Consider the following 14,273-nt stretch of genomic DNA (forward strand, 5'->3'; position numbering starts at 1 on the left):
GGGGTACCCCGCGACGTGGTGCAGCGCTCCGTCGCGAACTCGCTGAACCTCGGCCTCTACCACGGCGGGACCCAGGTGGGCTTCACCCGCGCGGTCACTGACAGGGCGACGTTCGCGTGGGTCTGTGACGTCTTCGTGCTCCCCGGCCACCGGGGGAGGGGCCTGGGACACTGGATGATCGAGACGCTGCGCGCCCACCCGCACCTGACCGGCATCCGCCGGTTCATGCTCGCCACCTTTGACGCGCACCAGGTGTACGCCGACTGCGGCTTCACGCCGCTGCCCGACCCCGGCCGCTACATGGAGGTCCGCCGCGACCCGCGCGAGCTCTACCAGGCGCATTCTGGGCACTCGCCGCAGGCTCGCCGAGGTCAGAAGCGACAATACGACTCATGAGGCTGGACCTGATGGCCGCGCGGGACCGCACGCTCCCGGACATACTGCCCGCGGTCGGCGAACCGCTGCACGTCCTGTTCTGCGGGATCAACCCGGGCCTGTACTCCGCGGCCACGGGCTGGCACTTCGCCCGGCCGGGCAACCGGTTCTGGTCCGCCTTGCACGTGTCCGGCTTCACCCCGCGCCGGCTCGAACCGCGCGAGCAGGACGAACTCCCCGGCTACGGCCTCGGCATCACCAACATCGCGCCCCGGGCCACCGCCCAGGCCGCCGAACTCACCGACGCCGAACTCCGCGCCGGCGCCGCCAGCCTGGGCGCGCTCGCCGAGCGCCACCGCCCGCGCTTCATCGCGATTGCCGGCGTGACCGCGTACCGCACGGCGTTCGGCCGGCCGCGCGCCGCCATCGGCCCGCAGGACGAGCGGCTCGGGCCCGCGGGCCTGTGGATCCTCCCTAACCCCAGCGGCCTCAACGCTCACTACACCCTTCCCGCCCTCTCGGCCGCCTTCGCCGAGCTCAACGACCGAGTCCACAGCCGCAGTAGGGCAGGGCGGTTATCGGGAAGGCTTTTCGGAGCTGGGAGCCCGAGGATCTTTCCCGTTGTCTAGCCGGCGGCGGCCGGTCCGGTCGATGCGGGAACGGTGGTACTCGCGGGACTGCGGTTGCCTGCGGGGGTCAAGGCCAGCACGCACCGAGCCGATCCCTATGACAGGAAAAGTGGGTTATTTGTCATTGCTGCCATGACACACATCCGGCCACACTGGGATCCATGCCCACCGTGCTGATCGCGCTGTTCGACGGCGTGCAGAGCCTCGACGTGACCGGGCCGCTCGAGGTGTTCGACCACGCGAACGCCGTCCACCCGGGCGCGTACCGGATCATCACGGCGAGCCTGCGCGGCCGCGCCATCACCACGTCGAGCAACCTGAAGCTGACCCCGGACGCCGACCTCCATGACATCGCCGGGCAACACCTTGACCTGCTCCTCGTCCCCGGCGGGCCAGGTGCCAGGCAACGCGACGCTGACCTGGTCCGCTCGCTCAAAACTCACGCCCAAAACTCGAAACGGCTAGCGAGCGTCTGCACCGGCGCGTTCCTGCTCGCCGCGGCGGGGCTGCTCGACGGCCGCACGGTGACCACGCACTGGCAGTACTGCGACGAACTGGCGCGGCAGTACCCGCGCGTCACCGTCGACCCCGACCCGATCTTCATCAAGACCGCAGACCTCGCCACCTCGGCCGGCGTCACGGCCGGAGTGGACCTCGCGCTCGCGCTGGTGGAGGACGACCTGGGCCGCGACACCGCGCTCGCCGTCGCCCGCGCGCTCGTCGTCTTCCTGCGGCGCCCGGGCAGCCAGGCCCAGTTCAGCGCCCAGCTGTCTGCCCAGGTCGCCAACCGCGCGCCGCTGCGCGAGGTCCAGCACTGGATCGCCGAACACCCCGCCGCCGACCTGTCCGTCGAAGCCCTCGCCCAGCGGGCCAGCCTGTCGCCCCGCCACTTCGCCCGCGCCTTCGCCGCCGAGGTCGGCGTGCCGCCCGGCCGCTACGTCGACCGGTCCAGGTTCGAGGCGGCCCGCCGCCACCTCGAAGACAGCGAGGAAGGCGTCGAGGAGACCGCCCGCGCCTGTGGCTACGGCACCCCCGAGGCGATGCGCCGCGCCTTCGTCCGCTCGCTCGGCGTCAGCCCGGCCGAGTACCGTCGCCGCTTCCGCCCGAAGGCCCCACCCCAGGAGGAGTTCCGTGCAGATCGTCATCGCGCTCTTTGACCGTTTCGCTTCCCTTGACGCCGTAGGCCCTTATCAGGTCTTCACCCACTGGCCAGGCGCCAAAGTCATTTTTTCTTCCGAACGAACAGGGCTTATCTGCGACGAGTCAGGCTCCCTCGCCCTGCGCGCGCAGGCCAGCTACGCCGACGTCCCCCATCCGGACATCATCCTCGTCCCAGGCGGGCCCGGCCAGGCCGATCAGATGGCCCCGAGCCCGCTCACCGACTGGCTCATCCAGGCCGACCAGACGAGCACGTGGACGACTTCGGTCTGCACCGGCTCGCTGATCCTGGCCAGCGCCGGCCTCCTGGCGGGCCGCGCGGCGGCCACGTACTGGCTGGCCATGGACGAACTGGCCCGCCTGGGCGCCAGCCCGCGCAGCGAGCGCTACGTCTTCGACGGCAAGTACGTCACGTCGGCCGGCGTCTCCGCGGGCATAGACATGGCGCTGGCCCTGTGCGGAACGATCGCCGGCGACGAGGTAGCCCAGCAGATCCAGCTCGCGATCGAGTACGACCCCAAGCCGCCGTACCGCGCCGGCTCCCCGGCGAGCGCCCCCCCGGGGGCGGTCGCCGCGCTGACCGCCGCAAGCCGCTTCGATCGCAACGGCGCGGGATAGGCAGGGCTAGCTCGGCTTACTTCCCGCCGCTGGCATTCTCCGTCGATGCCTTCACGACCGCGACGTGCCCGTCAGGCTCCTTCGAGTTGCCGGTAAACGAGACGATGTCGCCGGGCAGGTAGGGCTGGCCCTTCGTGCCGTTGGGGATCAGGGGGACGGAGGGATAGCGGGTGTGCACGGTGCTCGCGAAGTTCCTGCCGTCAAGGCCCGCCCCGTAGACCGGCGTCTTTCCCCAGATGTCGAACAGCACCCGGTCGGCGAGTTCGGTGCACTGGTAGCTCCTCGGCGCGGCTTCGAAGAAGCCCTGGTACGGGCCGCTGGCCGGCACGTCATGGCGTTTTCCCGAGTCGTTCGCCGGCCCGCATGCATAGCCGTCACCGAAGCTGGCACCCAGGTCATGGCCGCCGGGCACGGCGCTGGCGCAGAACCCTGCACCCTCTCCGAACCCAGCCGGCGGGGAAGCGGCAAGGGCGGGAGCGGCGAGTAGACCCGACTGGCACAACTGCGCCGCCCCAAGGGCCAGCGCGAATAGCGCGGCTTTCAGCCAGCGTGACCGGTGCGTCCCGCTCCTCACATGCCCTCCCCGCCTCTCGGCTTTTCCCCAGAGGACGCGCGCTAACGATCGATGGTTGACGCAAAGACGCTTTTCTATAGGCAATTAGCGTGGCAGCCGCCAATCCGGGGCTGACCGGCGGCTTTCCCTGGTAAGCGGGCCGGTGCGCCCGTTCCCCAAGCGCCGCGACCCCGGTAACGGAGCCGCGAACACACCCGACCGCGCCGCGTAGTCGTACCGGTAAATCTCCCGCCCGCCGATGTAGGCCGCTTCCGCCCGCGACATCACGTCAAGCGGGTCCCCGGACCAGATGACAAGGTCCGCGTCCTTGCCGACGGACAGCGACCCGAGCCGGTCCGCGACGCCGATGATCCGCGCCGGGTTGATCGTCACCGACCGCAGCGCGGTCACCGGATCCAGGCCCTCCTTGACCGCCAGCGTGGCCTGGTGGATCAGGAAGTGCACGGGCACCACCGGGTGGTCGGTGGTGAGCGCGATCGTGACGCCGGCCGCCGCCAGCCGCCCCGGGTTGGCCAGCGACCGGTTCCGCAGCTCGACCTTGGACCGGGAGGTGAGCAGCGGGCCGATCACGACGGGGATCCCGGCCGCGGCGATCTTGTCCGCGAGCAGGTACGCCTCGGTGCCGTGGTCGATCACCAGGTCGTAGCCGAACTCCGCCGCCAGCCGCATCGCGGTCGCGATGTCGTCGGCGCGGTGGCAGTGCTGCCGCCAGGGAATCTCCCGGCGCAGCACGCGGCCAAGTGCCTCGAGTTTCAGGTCCCGCTCAGTCACCGGGGATCGTTCGGAAGACTGGTTGTCTTTTTCCTTCGCCGCCTCTTGCCTGGCCAGATAGTTGCTGGCCTCCACGAACGCGGACCTGATGACGGCCGCCGTGCCCAGCCTGGTGGACGGGGTTTCCTTCTTATCGCCGTAGACGCGCTTGGGGTTCTCGCCGAGCGCCGACTTCAGGCCGGCGGGCTCGCGCAGCACCATGTCGTCCACGGTGCGGCCCCAGCAGCGGACCGCGACCGTCTGGCCGCCGATCGGGTTGCCGGATCCGGGGTTGATGTTCACCGCGAGCACGCCGCCGCTGATCGCGTCGCGGAAGCCCTCCTCCGCCGGGTTGATCGCGTCAAGGGCCCTGACCTGGGCCTGCACCGGGCCGGTCAGCTCGTTGGTGTCGGTGCCCGCCCAGCCTTCGCCCTCCTCGTACACGCCGAGATGGGCGTGCGCGTCGATGAAGCCGGGCAGCACCCACTTGCCCGTCGCGTCGACGGCGTCCGTGCCTGGCGGCGGCTTGAACTCGGGTCCGGCCACAGCCGCGATCTTGCCGTCTACCAGCAGGACTGTTCCGCCCTCGATCGGATCGCCCTCGATGGGGACGACATGCCCGCCCGTGATCGCGACGCTGCTGCTGGCCACGCCACCGCCCTTTCCTTGTGAAGTTTGCCGTCCCAATCTTAGGCAGCAGCCGGATACCCCGCGGGTCACCGAGCGCCGATCACCGCCCGGCCCTTGGCGGTCCGCACCGCTTCCTTCAGCGTGGCGAGGTCGTAGGCGCCGTAGTGCCGCATGCCGTTGACGAAGAACGTGGGGGTGCCCGAGACGGTGGCGAGGTCGGCGGAGTCGACGTCTTCGGCGATCCGGGCCGCGCCGACGTGCTTGCGCAGGTCGGCGGCGAATTGGGAGGTATCGAGCCCCAGGTCGGCCGCGTACCTGATCAGCTCGCGCGTCTCCAGCGCGCCCTGGTGGTCCATGAGCGTGTCGTGCATGTCCCAGAACTTGCCCTGCCGGTCGGCGGCCTCGGCCGCCTCCGCGGCGAGCTGCGCGTGCGGGTGCACGTCGGTGAGCGGCAGGTGGCGGAAGACGAAGCGCAGTTCCCCGTACTCCTTGATCAGCTCCCGGACGACCGGCTCCGCCTGCCCGCAGTACGGGCACTCGAAGTCGCCGTATTCGACCAGCGTGACGAGCGCGTCCTCCTTGGGCCCGCGGATGTGGTCCCGCTCCGGGTCGACGGGCGCGACCAGGTCGGTGACCGTCGTGGCCGTGCCGAGCAGCGCCCGCAGCCTGGTCCGCGCCGGCAGCAGGCCGATCACGCGGAAGATCGCCCAGGACAGGGCCGTCGCGCAGACCGCGGCGGAGAGGATGCCGAGCTTGGCCTCCGCGAGTTCGGTGCCGGTGAACGCGAGCGAGGCGATCAGCAGCGAGACCGTGAACCCGATGCCGGCGACCGCGCCCACGCCAGCGCACGCGCCCCAGCCGATGGGCGGGGAGACCCGCCCCTTGGTGACCTTGCTGACCAGCCAGGCGGTGCCCGCCGTGCCGATCGGCTTGCCCGCCAGGTAACCGATCATGATCCCGAGCGTGGCCGGGGACGCGTACGCCTGCGCCAGGAACGAGCCGCTGATCACGATGCCGGCGTTGGCCAGCGCGAACAGCGGGACGATCACGTAGCTTGTCCACCGGTGGTAAAAGTCCTGCAGCCGGTCGTTGGGCGAGATCGCGGTCCGGACCACCTCCCGTGCCTGCTGCGCGAGCCGTGCCGTGGGCTGCTCGCGGAACAGCCGGAACGCGTCGGTGGCCTGTTCCAGGTCTTGCCGTGCCGCCGGGTAGGCGTAGGTGAGCAGGCCGATGACGAGCCCGGTGACGATCGGGTCGATGCCTGACTTGAAGAACGCCACCCAGGCCGCCAGCCCGATCAGCAGGTAGAGCGGACCGCTACGGCTGCCGCGGTGCCTGATGTAGGCGATGACCGCGAGCAGGGCGGCGCCGATCACCAGCGGCACTAGTTTCACGTCGCTGCTGTAGAAGATCGCGATGACCGCGATCCCGGCAAGGTCGTCAACGACCGAGAACGTCAGCAGGTAGGTGCGGACCCGGTCGGGCAGGCGGCTGCCCCCGGCCAGCGCGAGCGCGCCGAGGGCGAACGCGGTGTCGGTGGACATCGCGGTGCCCCAGCCGTGCGCGCTCGGCCGCCCCGCGTTGAACGCGAGGAAGATCGCGATCGGCACCGCCATGCCGCCAAGCCCGGCGAGCAGCGGCAGCGTCAGCCGGCTGCGGATCCGCAGCTCGCCCATGTCCCATTCGCGGCGCGCCTCGAGCCCGACGACGAGGAAGAACAGCGTCATCAAGCCGGAGTTCACGAACACCCGCAGGTCCATGGATATGCCGTGCCCGCCGACGTCGATGGCCAGCTTGGTGTACCAGAACCGCTGGTAGCTGGCAGCGCTGACGTTCGCCCAGATCAGGGCGGCCAGGGTCGCCGCGGCCAGGATGGCGGCGCTGCCCGTCTCCGTGAACAGGAACTTCCGCAGCGGCGTCCGGTGCCGCGACGTCCACGCCGTGCTGCCCCCCTGCCGGGCGGCGCGCCGGCCATCGTTCCGGACGCCGGCCGCGCTGTCTTGCCGGGCGGACCGCTGGCCATCCGGCTGCGGCGCCCCGGCTGCCAGCCGCGGGTCGGCCTGCGACTCGGTCATGCCTCAATTGTCTCCCGCGCGACGGCCCGGCCTCATCTGGGCAACACCCAGGGCTGTGAGCTCCTCGGCCTGTCCGCGCGTCATGTCCCTGCCGACGGCGGGTGAACCCGGCCGACAGCCGATCAATGCGGACGGACCGGGATCGTGGGTCGTGGTGGGGCCAGGACGGTACGCGACGATCTCACTGTGGGCGTCGCCAGTAATCCCACGGATGACGCCCCGGCCGGAGGCCGCTGGCCTCCGCCAAGGCCGAAGCCTCGCCGAACCGGTAACCGATCCTGCCTGGCTCATGGGCGTCGCTTCCGAACGTCACCGCCTGCCCGCCTTCCTCCCGCCACCAGCGCACGATCTCCGGGTGCATCGGCCCTTCCGTGTTGATTTCCAGCGCCTTGCCCGTCCCGGCCAGCACGCGCAGCGCGTGCCTGAATTCTTCCTCGAACTCGCTCGGGTCGAAGGGAGTGGCCAGCGCTGGCCAGTAGCGAAGCGGATAGTCGATATGAGCGAGCACGGCGAAGGCATCGCAGCCCTCAATGAGGCGGACGACCTCCGCGAGATAATCGCGGACGACCTGGTCTGCCGGACCGTGCCGGTACAAGCTCGGCGGCTCCGCGAATCCCGCGCCGAGCGGAAGGCAGTGCTGCGAGCCCAGCACCCTGTCGAACTCCCCGGCCCGGAGCAGCCGTGCGGCGGCGGCGCTGTGCCAGTGCGGTTCCCCCAGCTCAACCCCGCTGATGATGCGCAAGTCAGAGAACCGCTCACGGCACCGCCCGAGGCACTCCAGATACCCGTTCAGGTCCAATGCCGGCGGGACGAGCACCCCAGCCGGGCTGGTGAAGGCCGCGAGGTCGGGATCGGCTTCCAGGTCAGCGGTCACCACGATCCACGGTGTGTAGTCCGCGTGCTCGGTGAACGCCACCGCGGGCAGCCCCATGGCCACTGCCTGCGCGCACGTCCGCTCCATGGAGCCGTTGACCGCGTCCCACGACCATTGGCTGTGCACATGCCCATCCGCTGGCAGCACGGTGACCAGATCCCTTCCCGGCCGAACGACACGCTACGCCAGCGCGCCGGGCCGGCCTGGCGCCACGTTAGCCGCCTGACGGACAATCACGAGACATGGCTGAAACGAGGCACACCGCGATGTCCACCCACCAGGTCACCAACCAGCCGCCGCCGCTGGCGGACTACGACGCGTCCGACGACCCCGCCCTGCTTGAGGCGCTGCGCCGCGAGGGCGCGGCCTGGGCCGAGCCAGAGCTGCGCCGGCTCGGCCGCCTGGCCGGCAGCCAGCTGGCCCAGGACAACGGGCGGCTCGCCAACGACAACCCGCCGAAGCTGCGCACCCACGACCGCTACGGCCACCGCCTCGACGAGGTGGAGTTCCATCCTGCCTGGCACGACCTCATGCGGACGGCGATCCACCACAGCCTGCACGCCACGCCGTGGCGGGAGCGGCGTCCAGGCGCCCACGTGGCCCGCGCGGCCGGCTTCTACGTCTGGGGGCAGGCCGAAGCCGGCCACCTCTGCCCGGTCTCCATGACCTACGCGATCGTGCCCGCGCTGCGCCACGCCCCCGAGCTGGCCGGCCAGTTCGAGCCGTTGCTCGCCGCGACGCACTACGATTTCGGGCTCCGCCCGCCGCTGGCCAAGAAGGGCCTGCTCGCGGGCATGTCGATGACCGAGAAGCAGGGCGGTTCCGACGTGCGCGCGAACACCACGACGGCGGTGCCGGCCGGTGACGGCACCTACCGCATCACCGGCCACAAGTGGTTCACCTCCGCGCCGATGGGCGACCTGTTCATGGTCCTCGCGCAGGCGCCCGGCGGCCTGTCCTGTTTCCTGCTGCCCCGAGTGACCCCCGACGGCGACCGCAACGGCATGCGCCTGATGCGCCTGAAGGACAAGCTCGGCAACCGCTCGAACGCCTCCGCCGAGGTCGAGTACGAAGACGCGCTCGCCTGGCTGGTGGGGGAGGAGGGCCACGGCGTGCGCGTCATCCTCGAGATGGTCAACTCGACCCGGCTCGACTGCGTGCTCGCCGCCGCGACCGGCATGCGCGCCGGCGTGATCCACGCGGCGCACCATGCCGCGCACCGCGCGGCGTTCGGGAAGACGCTCATCGACCAGCCGCTGCTGGCGAACGTGCTCGCGGACCTGGCGGTCGAGTCCGAGGCGGCGACCGCGGTCGCGCTCCGGCTGGCCGCCGCGACCGACCGCGCCGCCCGCGGCGACCAGGACGAGGCCGCCTTCCGCCGGCTGGCCCTCGCCGTGACCAAGTACTGGGTGTGCAAGCAGGCTCCGGCCCATGCCGCCGAGGCGCTGGAGTGCCTGGGCGGCAACGGCTACGTCGAGGAGTCCGGGATGCCCCGGCTCTACCGCGAGGCGCCGCTCGGCTCGATCTGGGAGGGCTCGGGCAACGTCGCCGCGCTGGACGGGCTGCGCGCGCTAACCCGCCAGCCCGAGTCCGCCGAGGCCTTCTTCGCCGAGCTCGAGCTGGCCACGGGCGCCGACCGCCGCCTGGATGAGGCGATTGCCCGGCTGCGCAAGGAGGCCGCCGACCCCACCGAGGCCGGCGCCCGCCGCCTTGCCGAGACCATGGCCGTGACCCTGCAGGCCGCGCTGCTTGTCCGGCACGGCCACCCGGCCGTCGCGGACGCCTTCGCCGCCACCCGGCTGGCCGGCGATCGCGGCCACGCCTACGGCACGCTCCCGGCTGGTCTCCGGACCAGTGAGATCATCGCCCGCGCCACTCCCGCCTCTTAAATATCGCCCCGCCTTGGCTCTCGCCACCGCGCCACTGCCGCGACCCCTCAGGAGAGCCACTGGCGCGCGACTTTGCACACTCCATGACCTTTTGCCGCCCGGAATGCCCGATTTGTCCATGCACAAAGTGTCCAAAGTGGCACTTGCGGGACTCCAGTGACGCCAGGGAAACCGCCCGGCGTTTCGCTGCCGCGTATCGGCGCCGCGTATCGGGCTACGTGGCGCTTGGGATGGCGTCAGGGTACGGCGCGTACTCGGTGATCTCCACCGGGTCGCCGACCCGGATGACTCCGGGGGAGTCGGGGATGATGTTCTGCCCGAAGACCAGGCTCTGGCCGAACCGGCGCTTGCGCCCGAGGATCTTCAGCGGCTGCGTGCCGCGCGCGCCGGTGACCTGGTCGGTCGTGGTCACGACGCAGCGGCCGCATGGCTTGGCGACGCGGAACGACACCGGTCCGATCCGGACGCGGCGCCAGCGGTCCTCGGCCCACGGCTCGAAACCGGTCACCACGACGTTGGGGCGGAACCGGTTCATCGGCACCGGCTGCTCGCCCGCGGCGGCGAGCCACTCGCCGAGCTGGCGCAGCGAGCCGGTGTTCGTGAGCAGCAGCGGGTACCCGTCGGCGAAGCTCACGACGTCGCCGTCCGCGCCGAACTCCGGGTCCACCGCGCGCCGCGTCGGGTCGTCCAGGTAGACCAGCCGGGCCGGCTCGCCCAGGTAGGCGGAGAACCACGCGTCCGCCTCGGCCCCGGCGGCGGCGGCCAGCAGGGTGGACCCCCACACGGTGACCTTGAGCAGCTCCGGATCCGGCGCCTGCTCCCCGGCGGGCGCCGGCACCCAGAGCGGCGGATGACCGTCCGCTGCCACGGCGATGCCGGCGCCAGGGCCGTACGTGACCACGACGCGCGCCATCAAGGCGTGCTCTCGCTGGGAGATGAACCGGTAGTCCGCGTCGACGAGCAGCCAGCGCCGGTCGCCCGCCAGCCCCCACGGCTCGACCGCCGCGGCGCCGAGGTCAACCGCGCGGCACCCCTTCAGCGGGTAGATGTGAACCGATGCCAAAGTGCCCATCCGCGCCTTCCACAGGTCGCCGGGTGTTCCAGTCGGGACCTCGCTGACCCATGCCACGATCATGACACACGGCGCGGCGGGCGACTCACGCCCGCCGCGCCGTGTGGTTGGCGCGAGCGGCCGGTCAGGCGGCCGGGCCGGTGGCCAGCGTCACGGTCGCGGACTGCGACTGGCCGAACTCGTTGGTCCAGGAGATGCTGATCTTGTTACCCGGGTGGTAGCCGATGAGGATCTGCGAGATGTCGCTGCCGGTGCTCACCGACTGCCCGGCGATCGACGTGACCACGTCACCCGCGGTTATCCCGGCCTCGGCCGCGGGCGTGCCAGGGACGGTCGCCTCGATCGCCACGCCGCCCGAGTACTCCTCGCTGGAGATCTCCAGGCCGAGGAAGGCGGTCGCGCCGATGTGCACGGTCGACGAGGCCTGGTCGGCCTCGATCTCCTGCGCGATGGACAGCGCGGTGTCGATCGGGATCGAGTAGCCCTGGGTCTCGCTTTCCTGGCCGGAGCCGGACGACCCGTTGCCGCCGAAGTAGTTGTTGCCGCCGAACCCGTTGCCGAACTCGAAGCCGGTCGAGGCCGCCGTGTCGACGCCGATGATCTGGCCGTAGGAGTTGACCAGCGGGCCGCCCGAGTCGCCGGCCTGGATGTCGGCGTTGGACTCGATGAGCCCGGTCAGCTGCTCGGACGTGCCCGAGCTCTCGTCGGAGGCGGTGATGGACTGGTCGAGCGCGGTCACCGAGCCGGCCACCTCGGACGGGGTGCCGCCGACGCCGCCCGCGTTGCCGATCCCGACGACCGCCTCGCCGACCCGCACCGTGGACGAGTTGCCGAAGTTCGCGGTCGTCAGCCCGGACGCGCCGGACAGCTGCAGCACCGCGATGTCCTGGCTCTCGTCGTAACCGACCACGGTGGCGGTGTAGGTCCTGCCGTTGCCGATGTCGGTGACCTTGATCGACGTGGCCCCGTTGATCACGTGGTTGTTGGTCAGCACCTCGCCGTTGGACGTCACGACGATGCCGGTGCCCATGGCCGTGGCGTCGTCGTAGCTGAGGGTCGACGTGACGTCAACGAGCGAGGGATCCACGCGGCTGGCGATCTGCGCCTGGGTCAGCGCCGTCTTCGAAGTCCCGCCGGATGTCCCGCCTGATGTCCCCGATGTCGCGCCCGATGCCGCGGTCGTGCTCCCGGACGGCGAGCTCCCGTGGGACAGGGCGACGCCTGCTCCGGCGCCGGCGGCCAGGGCGACGATCGCCGTCACGGTCAGCCCGAGCGCGTGCCTGCCGCGCCGCCGGCGTGGCGGCTCTGGTACGTGGTACGCCCCGTACGGGTACTGTGCGAATGGCTCACTCATTGGTCCTGTCACCCCGAGTCCTGTTGCTGCTTCTCGGCTTGTTACTCCTTGAGAATCGGCTACCAACCTTGGCGAACTCCGAAGGGACTGTCAGCCGGTGCTACCAGTTCCCTGAAGGTTTCCTGACAATCTTCAGCCTTCCGGTATGTCCCGTTTCAGGCCGGCCTGCGGAACCGGGGCGGCGGCGACGGCAGCAGAAGCAGCGCGCCGGCCGGGTGCCGTAGTTGATCGCCTGGAACGCCCAGGAAACCCGGGACCGGACGGCGTCCGGTATCACCGACGCGAAGATCGCGCCGCCGGTGACGTCGAGCGCCATCACGCCGAAGCCGCTCATGAACAGCGCGGCGAACAGCATCGCGAGCACGACGAGGTGGTGCGCGGGGGAGGCGAGCGGGACCAGGGCGAGCGGGGCGGTGAAGACCAGGCAGCCCGTGACGAACACCAGCCCGATGCCAAGCCGCTCCTCCAGGTGCCTGCTGAGCAGCGTGCCGACGAACGCGCCGAACGCGCCCGCCCCGATGACCAGGCCGAGCTCCCCGGGATGGACGCGCAGCCTGTTCACCGCGTAGAGCATGAACAGCGCGTTGAACATCCAGCTGAAGAAGTTGATGACCGCGGTGCCGGTGAGGGTCGCGCGGACGATGGGCGACTTCAGCACCCACCGCAGGCCCACGGTGACCCCTTCCGTGCCGTCGGAGGACGGCGGCTCGGCCGGCCTGATCGCGGCGAGCTGGCAGGCCGAGCCGAGGAAGGACAGGGCGTCGACGACGATGGCGAACGGCGCGGTCAGCACCTGGACGAGCAGGCCGCCGACGGACGGCCCGCCGATGAGCGACAGCGACCGGCTGCCGTAGATGAGCGCCTGCCCGTCCACGTACCGCCCGGACGGCACGATCGACACGAACAGCGTCCCGTCGCACACGGTGAACACAGCGTGCCGACCACGAACGTCACCGCGTACACCTGCAGCAGCGTCAGCGCGTGCAGCGCGTTGCAGACGGGGATGGTCGCGAGCGCCGCGGCGCGGCCCACGTCGGCGAGGATCATCATGTGCCGTCGCCTGCCCCGCCGGTCCACCCAGGCCCCGGCGTGCAGCCCGAACAGCAGGCTGGGCAGCCACAGCAGCGCGGTCAGGTACCCCATCGCCGCGGGCCCGGCGCGCAGCACGATGACGGCGGTGAGCGGGACCGCGACCGAGGACACCTGGTCGCCGAACATCGATACCGTCGACGCTCCCCAGTACCGCCGGAACACCCGGTCCCGCAGCAACGGCGGAACCAGACTACGGTTCCCCGTCCCTGTATTCATCGCGATGAAAGCGTATGTGTTAAATCCAGACATTGCACGCATCGCGTCGCATACAAAACCCGGTAAAAAGGCGGATTTTTATCCAGAACGGAACGGGCCGTCTCCCCAGCGTTCCTTACTCCGCCACGGGCTCGGCGGCGGCGGTGTCGCCCACCGCGGGCAGCGCGGGCAGCCATTCGCCTTCCGCGCCGGTCACCCATTCCCTGGGCCCGGCCAGCCAGTCGCGCACGGCCATGAACAGCATGTAGGGGATGAGGTCGACCGAGCGGCGCAGCACCCACTTGGTGCCCTTGGTGGCCATCCAGATGAAATCGTCGCGGCGGGACGGACCCGGGTTGGACGGCTCGGGATCGGGCTTGGCGGCCAGGTCGTGCCCGGCCGCGGCGAGTGAGTCCCAGAACCGGCAGGCGATCAGGCGGTGCCCGCGCTCGTTGGGGTGCAGCCGGTCCACCGACCAGTTGCGCCTGTCGTAGGTCTCCGGGTCGTGCGTGGCGTCCCAGTGCAGCGTGCCGTACCGGGCGGCCACCTTGTCGAGTTCGGCGTTGACGGCCTGCATCCGCCGCGACAGCGGCTTGGCCAGCCCGCCGGGCAGCCCGAACATCCGGCCGGGGTCCGGCAGCCGCATGGTCAGCACGGTCGCGCCGGACGCCCGCAGCGCGGCGACCGTCCTGGCGGCGCACTGCCCCGTCCGCTCGGGATTGAAGCCGGCCCGCAGTGTGTCGTTGATGCCGACGACGACGCTGGCGATGTCGGGCCGGAGCTCGAGCGCGGCGGGAAGCTGGTCGCGTTCGACGTGCTTGGCCTGCGCCCCGAGCACCGCGAGGTTGTGCAGTTCCGGTTCGGGCAGGCCCGCGGCCAGGAGCCGCGTCCAGCCGCGCCAGGCCCCGTCGGGCATGGGATCGCCCATGCCGATGGTGATCGAGTCGCCGAGAGTCACGATCCGTGTCATGGCTTTACCTGCCCGGGA

Annotated in this window: 14 protein-coding genes; 5 read left to right on the plus strand and 9 right to left on the minus strand. The window is 70.9% G+C overall.

Annotated features, from left to right (window positions below; genetic code table 11):
• The 4 genes from Q1N79_RS21925 to Q1N79_RS21940 form a co-directional block, all read left to right on the plus strand.
• Positions 1 to 396, plus strand: a 396-nt coding sequence (locus Q1N79_RS21925; RefSeq protein ID WP_300611866.1) for a GNAT family N-acetyltransferase, incomplete at its 5' end; no start/stop codon positions are given.
• On the plus strand, positions 393 to 1,004 hold the full coding sequence (mug, locus tag Q1N79_RS21930; protein ID WP_300611869.1) for a G/U mismatch-specific DNA glycosylase: 612 nt from the start codon (positions 393 to 395) through the stop codon (positions 1,002 to 1,004). The genes Q1N79_RS21925 and mug, both read left to right, overlap by 4 nt.
• Before the next feature lie 161 nt (positions 1,005 to 1,165).
• Positions 1,166 to 2,161: a DJ-1/PfpI family protein gene (locus tag Q1N79_RS21935; protein ID WP_300611872.1), complete on the plus strand. Its 996-nt coding sequence runs from the start codon at positions 1,166 to 1,168 to the stop codon at positions 2,159 to 2,161.
• Positions 2,136 to 2,780, plus strand: coding sequence for a DJ-1/PfpI family protein (locus Q1N79_RS21940; RefSeq protein WP_300611875.1), 645 nt, complete (start codon positions 2,136 to 2,138; stop codon positions 2,778 to 2,780). Before Q1N79_RS21935 ends, Q1N79_RS21940 begins: the two co-directional genes overlap by 26 nt.
• Positions 2,781 to 2,796: 16 nt before the next feature.
• On the opposite strand, the gene Q1N79_RS21945 is transcribed toward Q1N79_RS21940, so the two are convergent.
• From Q1N79_RS21945 to Q1N79_RS21960, 4 genes are all read right to left on the minus strand, one after another.
• Positions 2,797 to 3,192, minus strand: a complete 396-nt coding sequence (locus Q1N79_RS21945) for a CHAP domain-containing protein (protein ID WP_300611878.1) — start codon at positions 3,190 to 3,192, stop codon at positions 2,797 to 2,799.
• Positions 3,193 to 3,438: 246 nt separating this feature from the next.
• The gene (locus tag Q1N79_RS21950; protein WP_300611880.1) at positions 3,439 to 4,755 is read right to left on the minus strand and encodes an amidohydrolase; all 1,317 of its coding nucleotides are present in this window, start codon (positions 4,753 to 4,755) and stop codon (positions 3,439 to 3,441) included.
• Positions 4,756 to 4,820: 65 nt separating this feature from the next.
• Entirely contained in the window at positions 4,821 to 6,809 is a 1,989-nt protein-coding gene (gene nhaA, locus Q1N79_RS21955) for a Na+/H+ antiporter NhaA (RefSeq protein WP_300611882.1), read from the minus strand.
• A gap of 181 nt (positions 6,810 to 6,990) precedes the next feature.
• Entirely contained in the window at positions 6,991 to 7,830 is an 840-nt protein-coding gene (locus Q1N79_RS21960; RefSeq protein WP_300611884.1) for a PHP domain-containing protein, read from the minus strand.
• A gap of 95 nt (positions 7,831 to 7,925) precedes the next feature.
• Between Q1N79_RS21960 and Q1N79_RS21965 the strand changes: the two genes are divergently transcribed.
• Positions 7,926 to 9,572, plus strand: a complete 1,647-nt coding sequence (locus tag Q1N79_RS21965; protein WP_300611887.1) for an isovaleryl-CoA dehydrogenase — start codon at positions 7,926 to 7,928, stop codon at positions 9,570 to 9,572.
• Between the two features lie 214 nt (positions 9,573 to 9,786).
• Here Q1N79_RS21965 and Q1N79_RS21970 read toward each other — a convergent pair whose 3' ends face one another.
• The 5 genes from Q1N79_RS21970 to Q1N79_RS21990 all read right to left on the minus strand — a co-directional run.
• Positions 9,787 to 10,707 carry an MOSC N-terminal beta barrel domain-containing protein gene (locus tag Q1N79_RS21970; protein ID WP_300611890.1) on the minus strand — a complete coding sequence of 307 codons (921 nt, stop codon included), beginning with the start codon at positions 10,705 to 10,707 and terminating at the stop codon, positions 9,787 to 9,789.
• A gap of 61 nt (positions 10,708 to 10,768) precedes the next feature.
• The gene (locus tag Q1N79_RS21975) at positions 10,769 to 11,998 is read right to left on the minus strand and encodes a trypsin-like peptidase domain-containing protein (RefSeq protein ID WP_300611892.1); all 1,230 of its coding nucleotides are present in this window, start codon (positions 11,996 to 11,998) and stop codon (positions 10,769 to 10,771) included.
• A gap of 100 nt (positions 11,999 to 12,098) precedes the next feature.
• A complete protein-coding gene (locus Q1N79_RS21980; protein ID WP_367185129.1) occupies positions 12,099 to 12,899 on the minus strand; it encodes an MFS transporter in 801 nt (266 codons plus the stop codon).
• Complete coding sequence (locus tag Q1N79_RS21985) at positions 12,785 to 13,306, minus strand: MFS transporter (protein WP_300611895.1); 522 nt, start codon at positions 13,304 to 13,306, stop codon at positions 12,785 to 12,787. Before Q1N79_RS21985 ends, Q1N79_RS21980 begins: the two co-directional genes overlap by 115 nt.
• A 115-nt stretch (positions 13,307 to 13,421) precedes the next feature.
• A partial coding sequence (locus Q1N79_RS21990) for an SGNH/GDSL hydrolase family protein (RefSeq protein WP_300611898.1) occupies positions 13,422 to 14,273 on the minus strand: 852 nt, incomplete at its 5' end.

It is taken from the genome of Trebonia sp. (genome assembly GCF_030042015.1).
Classification (GTDB): domain Bacteria; phylum Actinomycetota; class Actinomycetes; order Streptosporangiales; family Streptosporangiaceae; genus Trebonia.

Bases quoted from the DNA above. Each gene is read 5' to 3' on its own strand.
- mug (WP_300611869.1), top strand. From the start codon at position 393: ATGAGGCTGGACCTGATGGCCGCGCGGGACCGCACGCTCCCGGACATA.
- Q1N79_RS21935 (WP_300611872.1), top strand. From the start codon at position 1,166: ATGCCCACCGTGCTGATCGCGCTGTTCGACGGCGTGCAGAGCCTCGAC.
- nhaA (WP_300611882.1), bottom strand. From the start codon at position 6,809: ATGACCGAGTCGCAGGCCGACCCGCGGCTGGCAGCCGGGGCGCCGCAG.
- Q1N79_RS21965 (WP_300611887.1), top strand. From the start codon at position 7,926: ATGGCTGAAACGAGGCACACCGCGATGTCCACCCACCAGGTCACCAAC.
- Q1N79_RS21970 (WP_300611890.1), bottom strand. From the start codon at position 10,707: ATGATCGTGGCATGGGTCAGCGAGGTCCCGACTGGAACACCCGGCGAC.
- Q1N79_RS21975 (WP_300611892.1), bottom strand. From the start codon at position 11,998: ATGAGTGAGCCATTCGCACAGTACCCGTACGGGGCGTACCACGTACCA.
- Q1N79_RS21985 (WP_300611895.1), bottom strand. From the start codon at position 13,306: ATGAATACAGGGACGGGGAACCGTAGTCTGGTTCCGCCGTTGCTGCGG.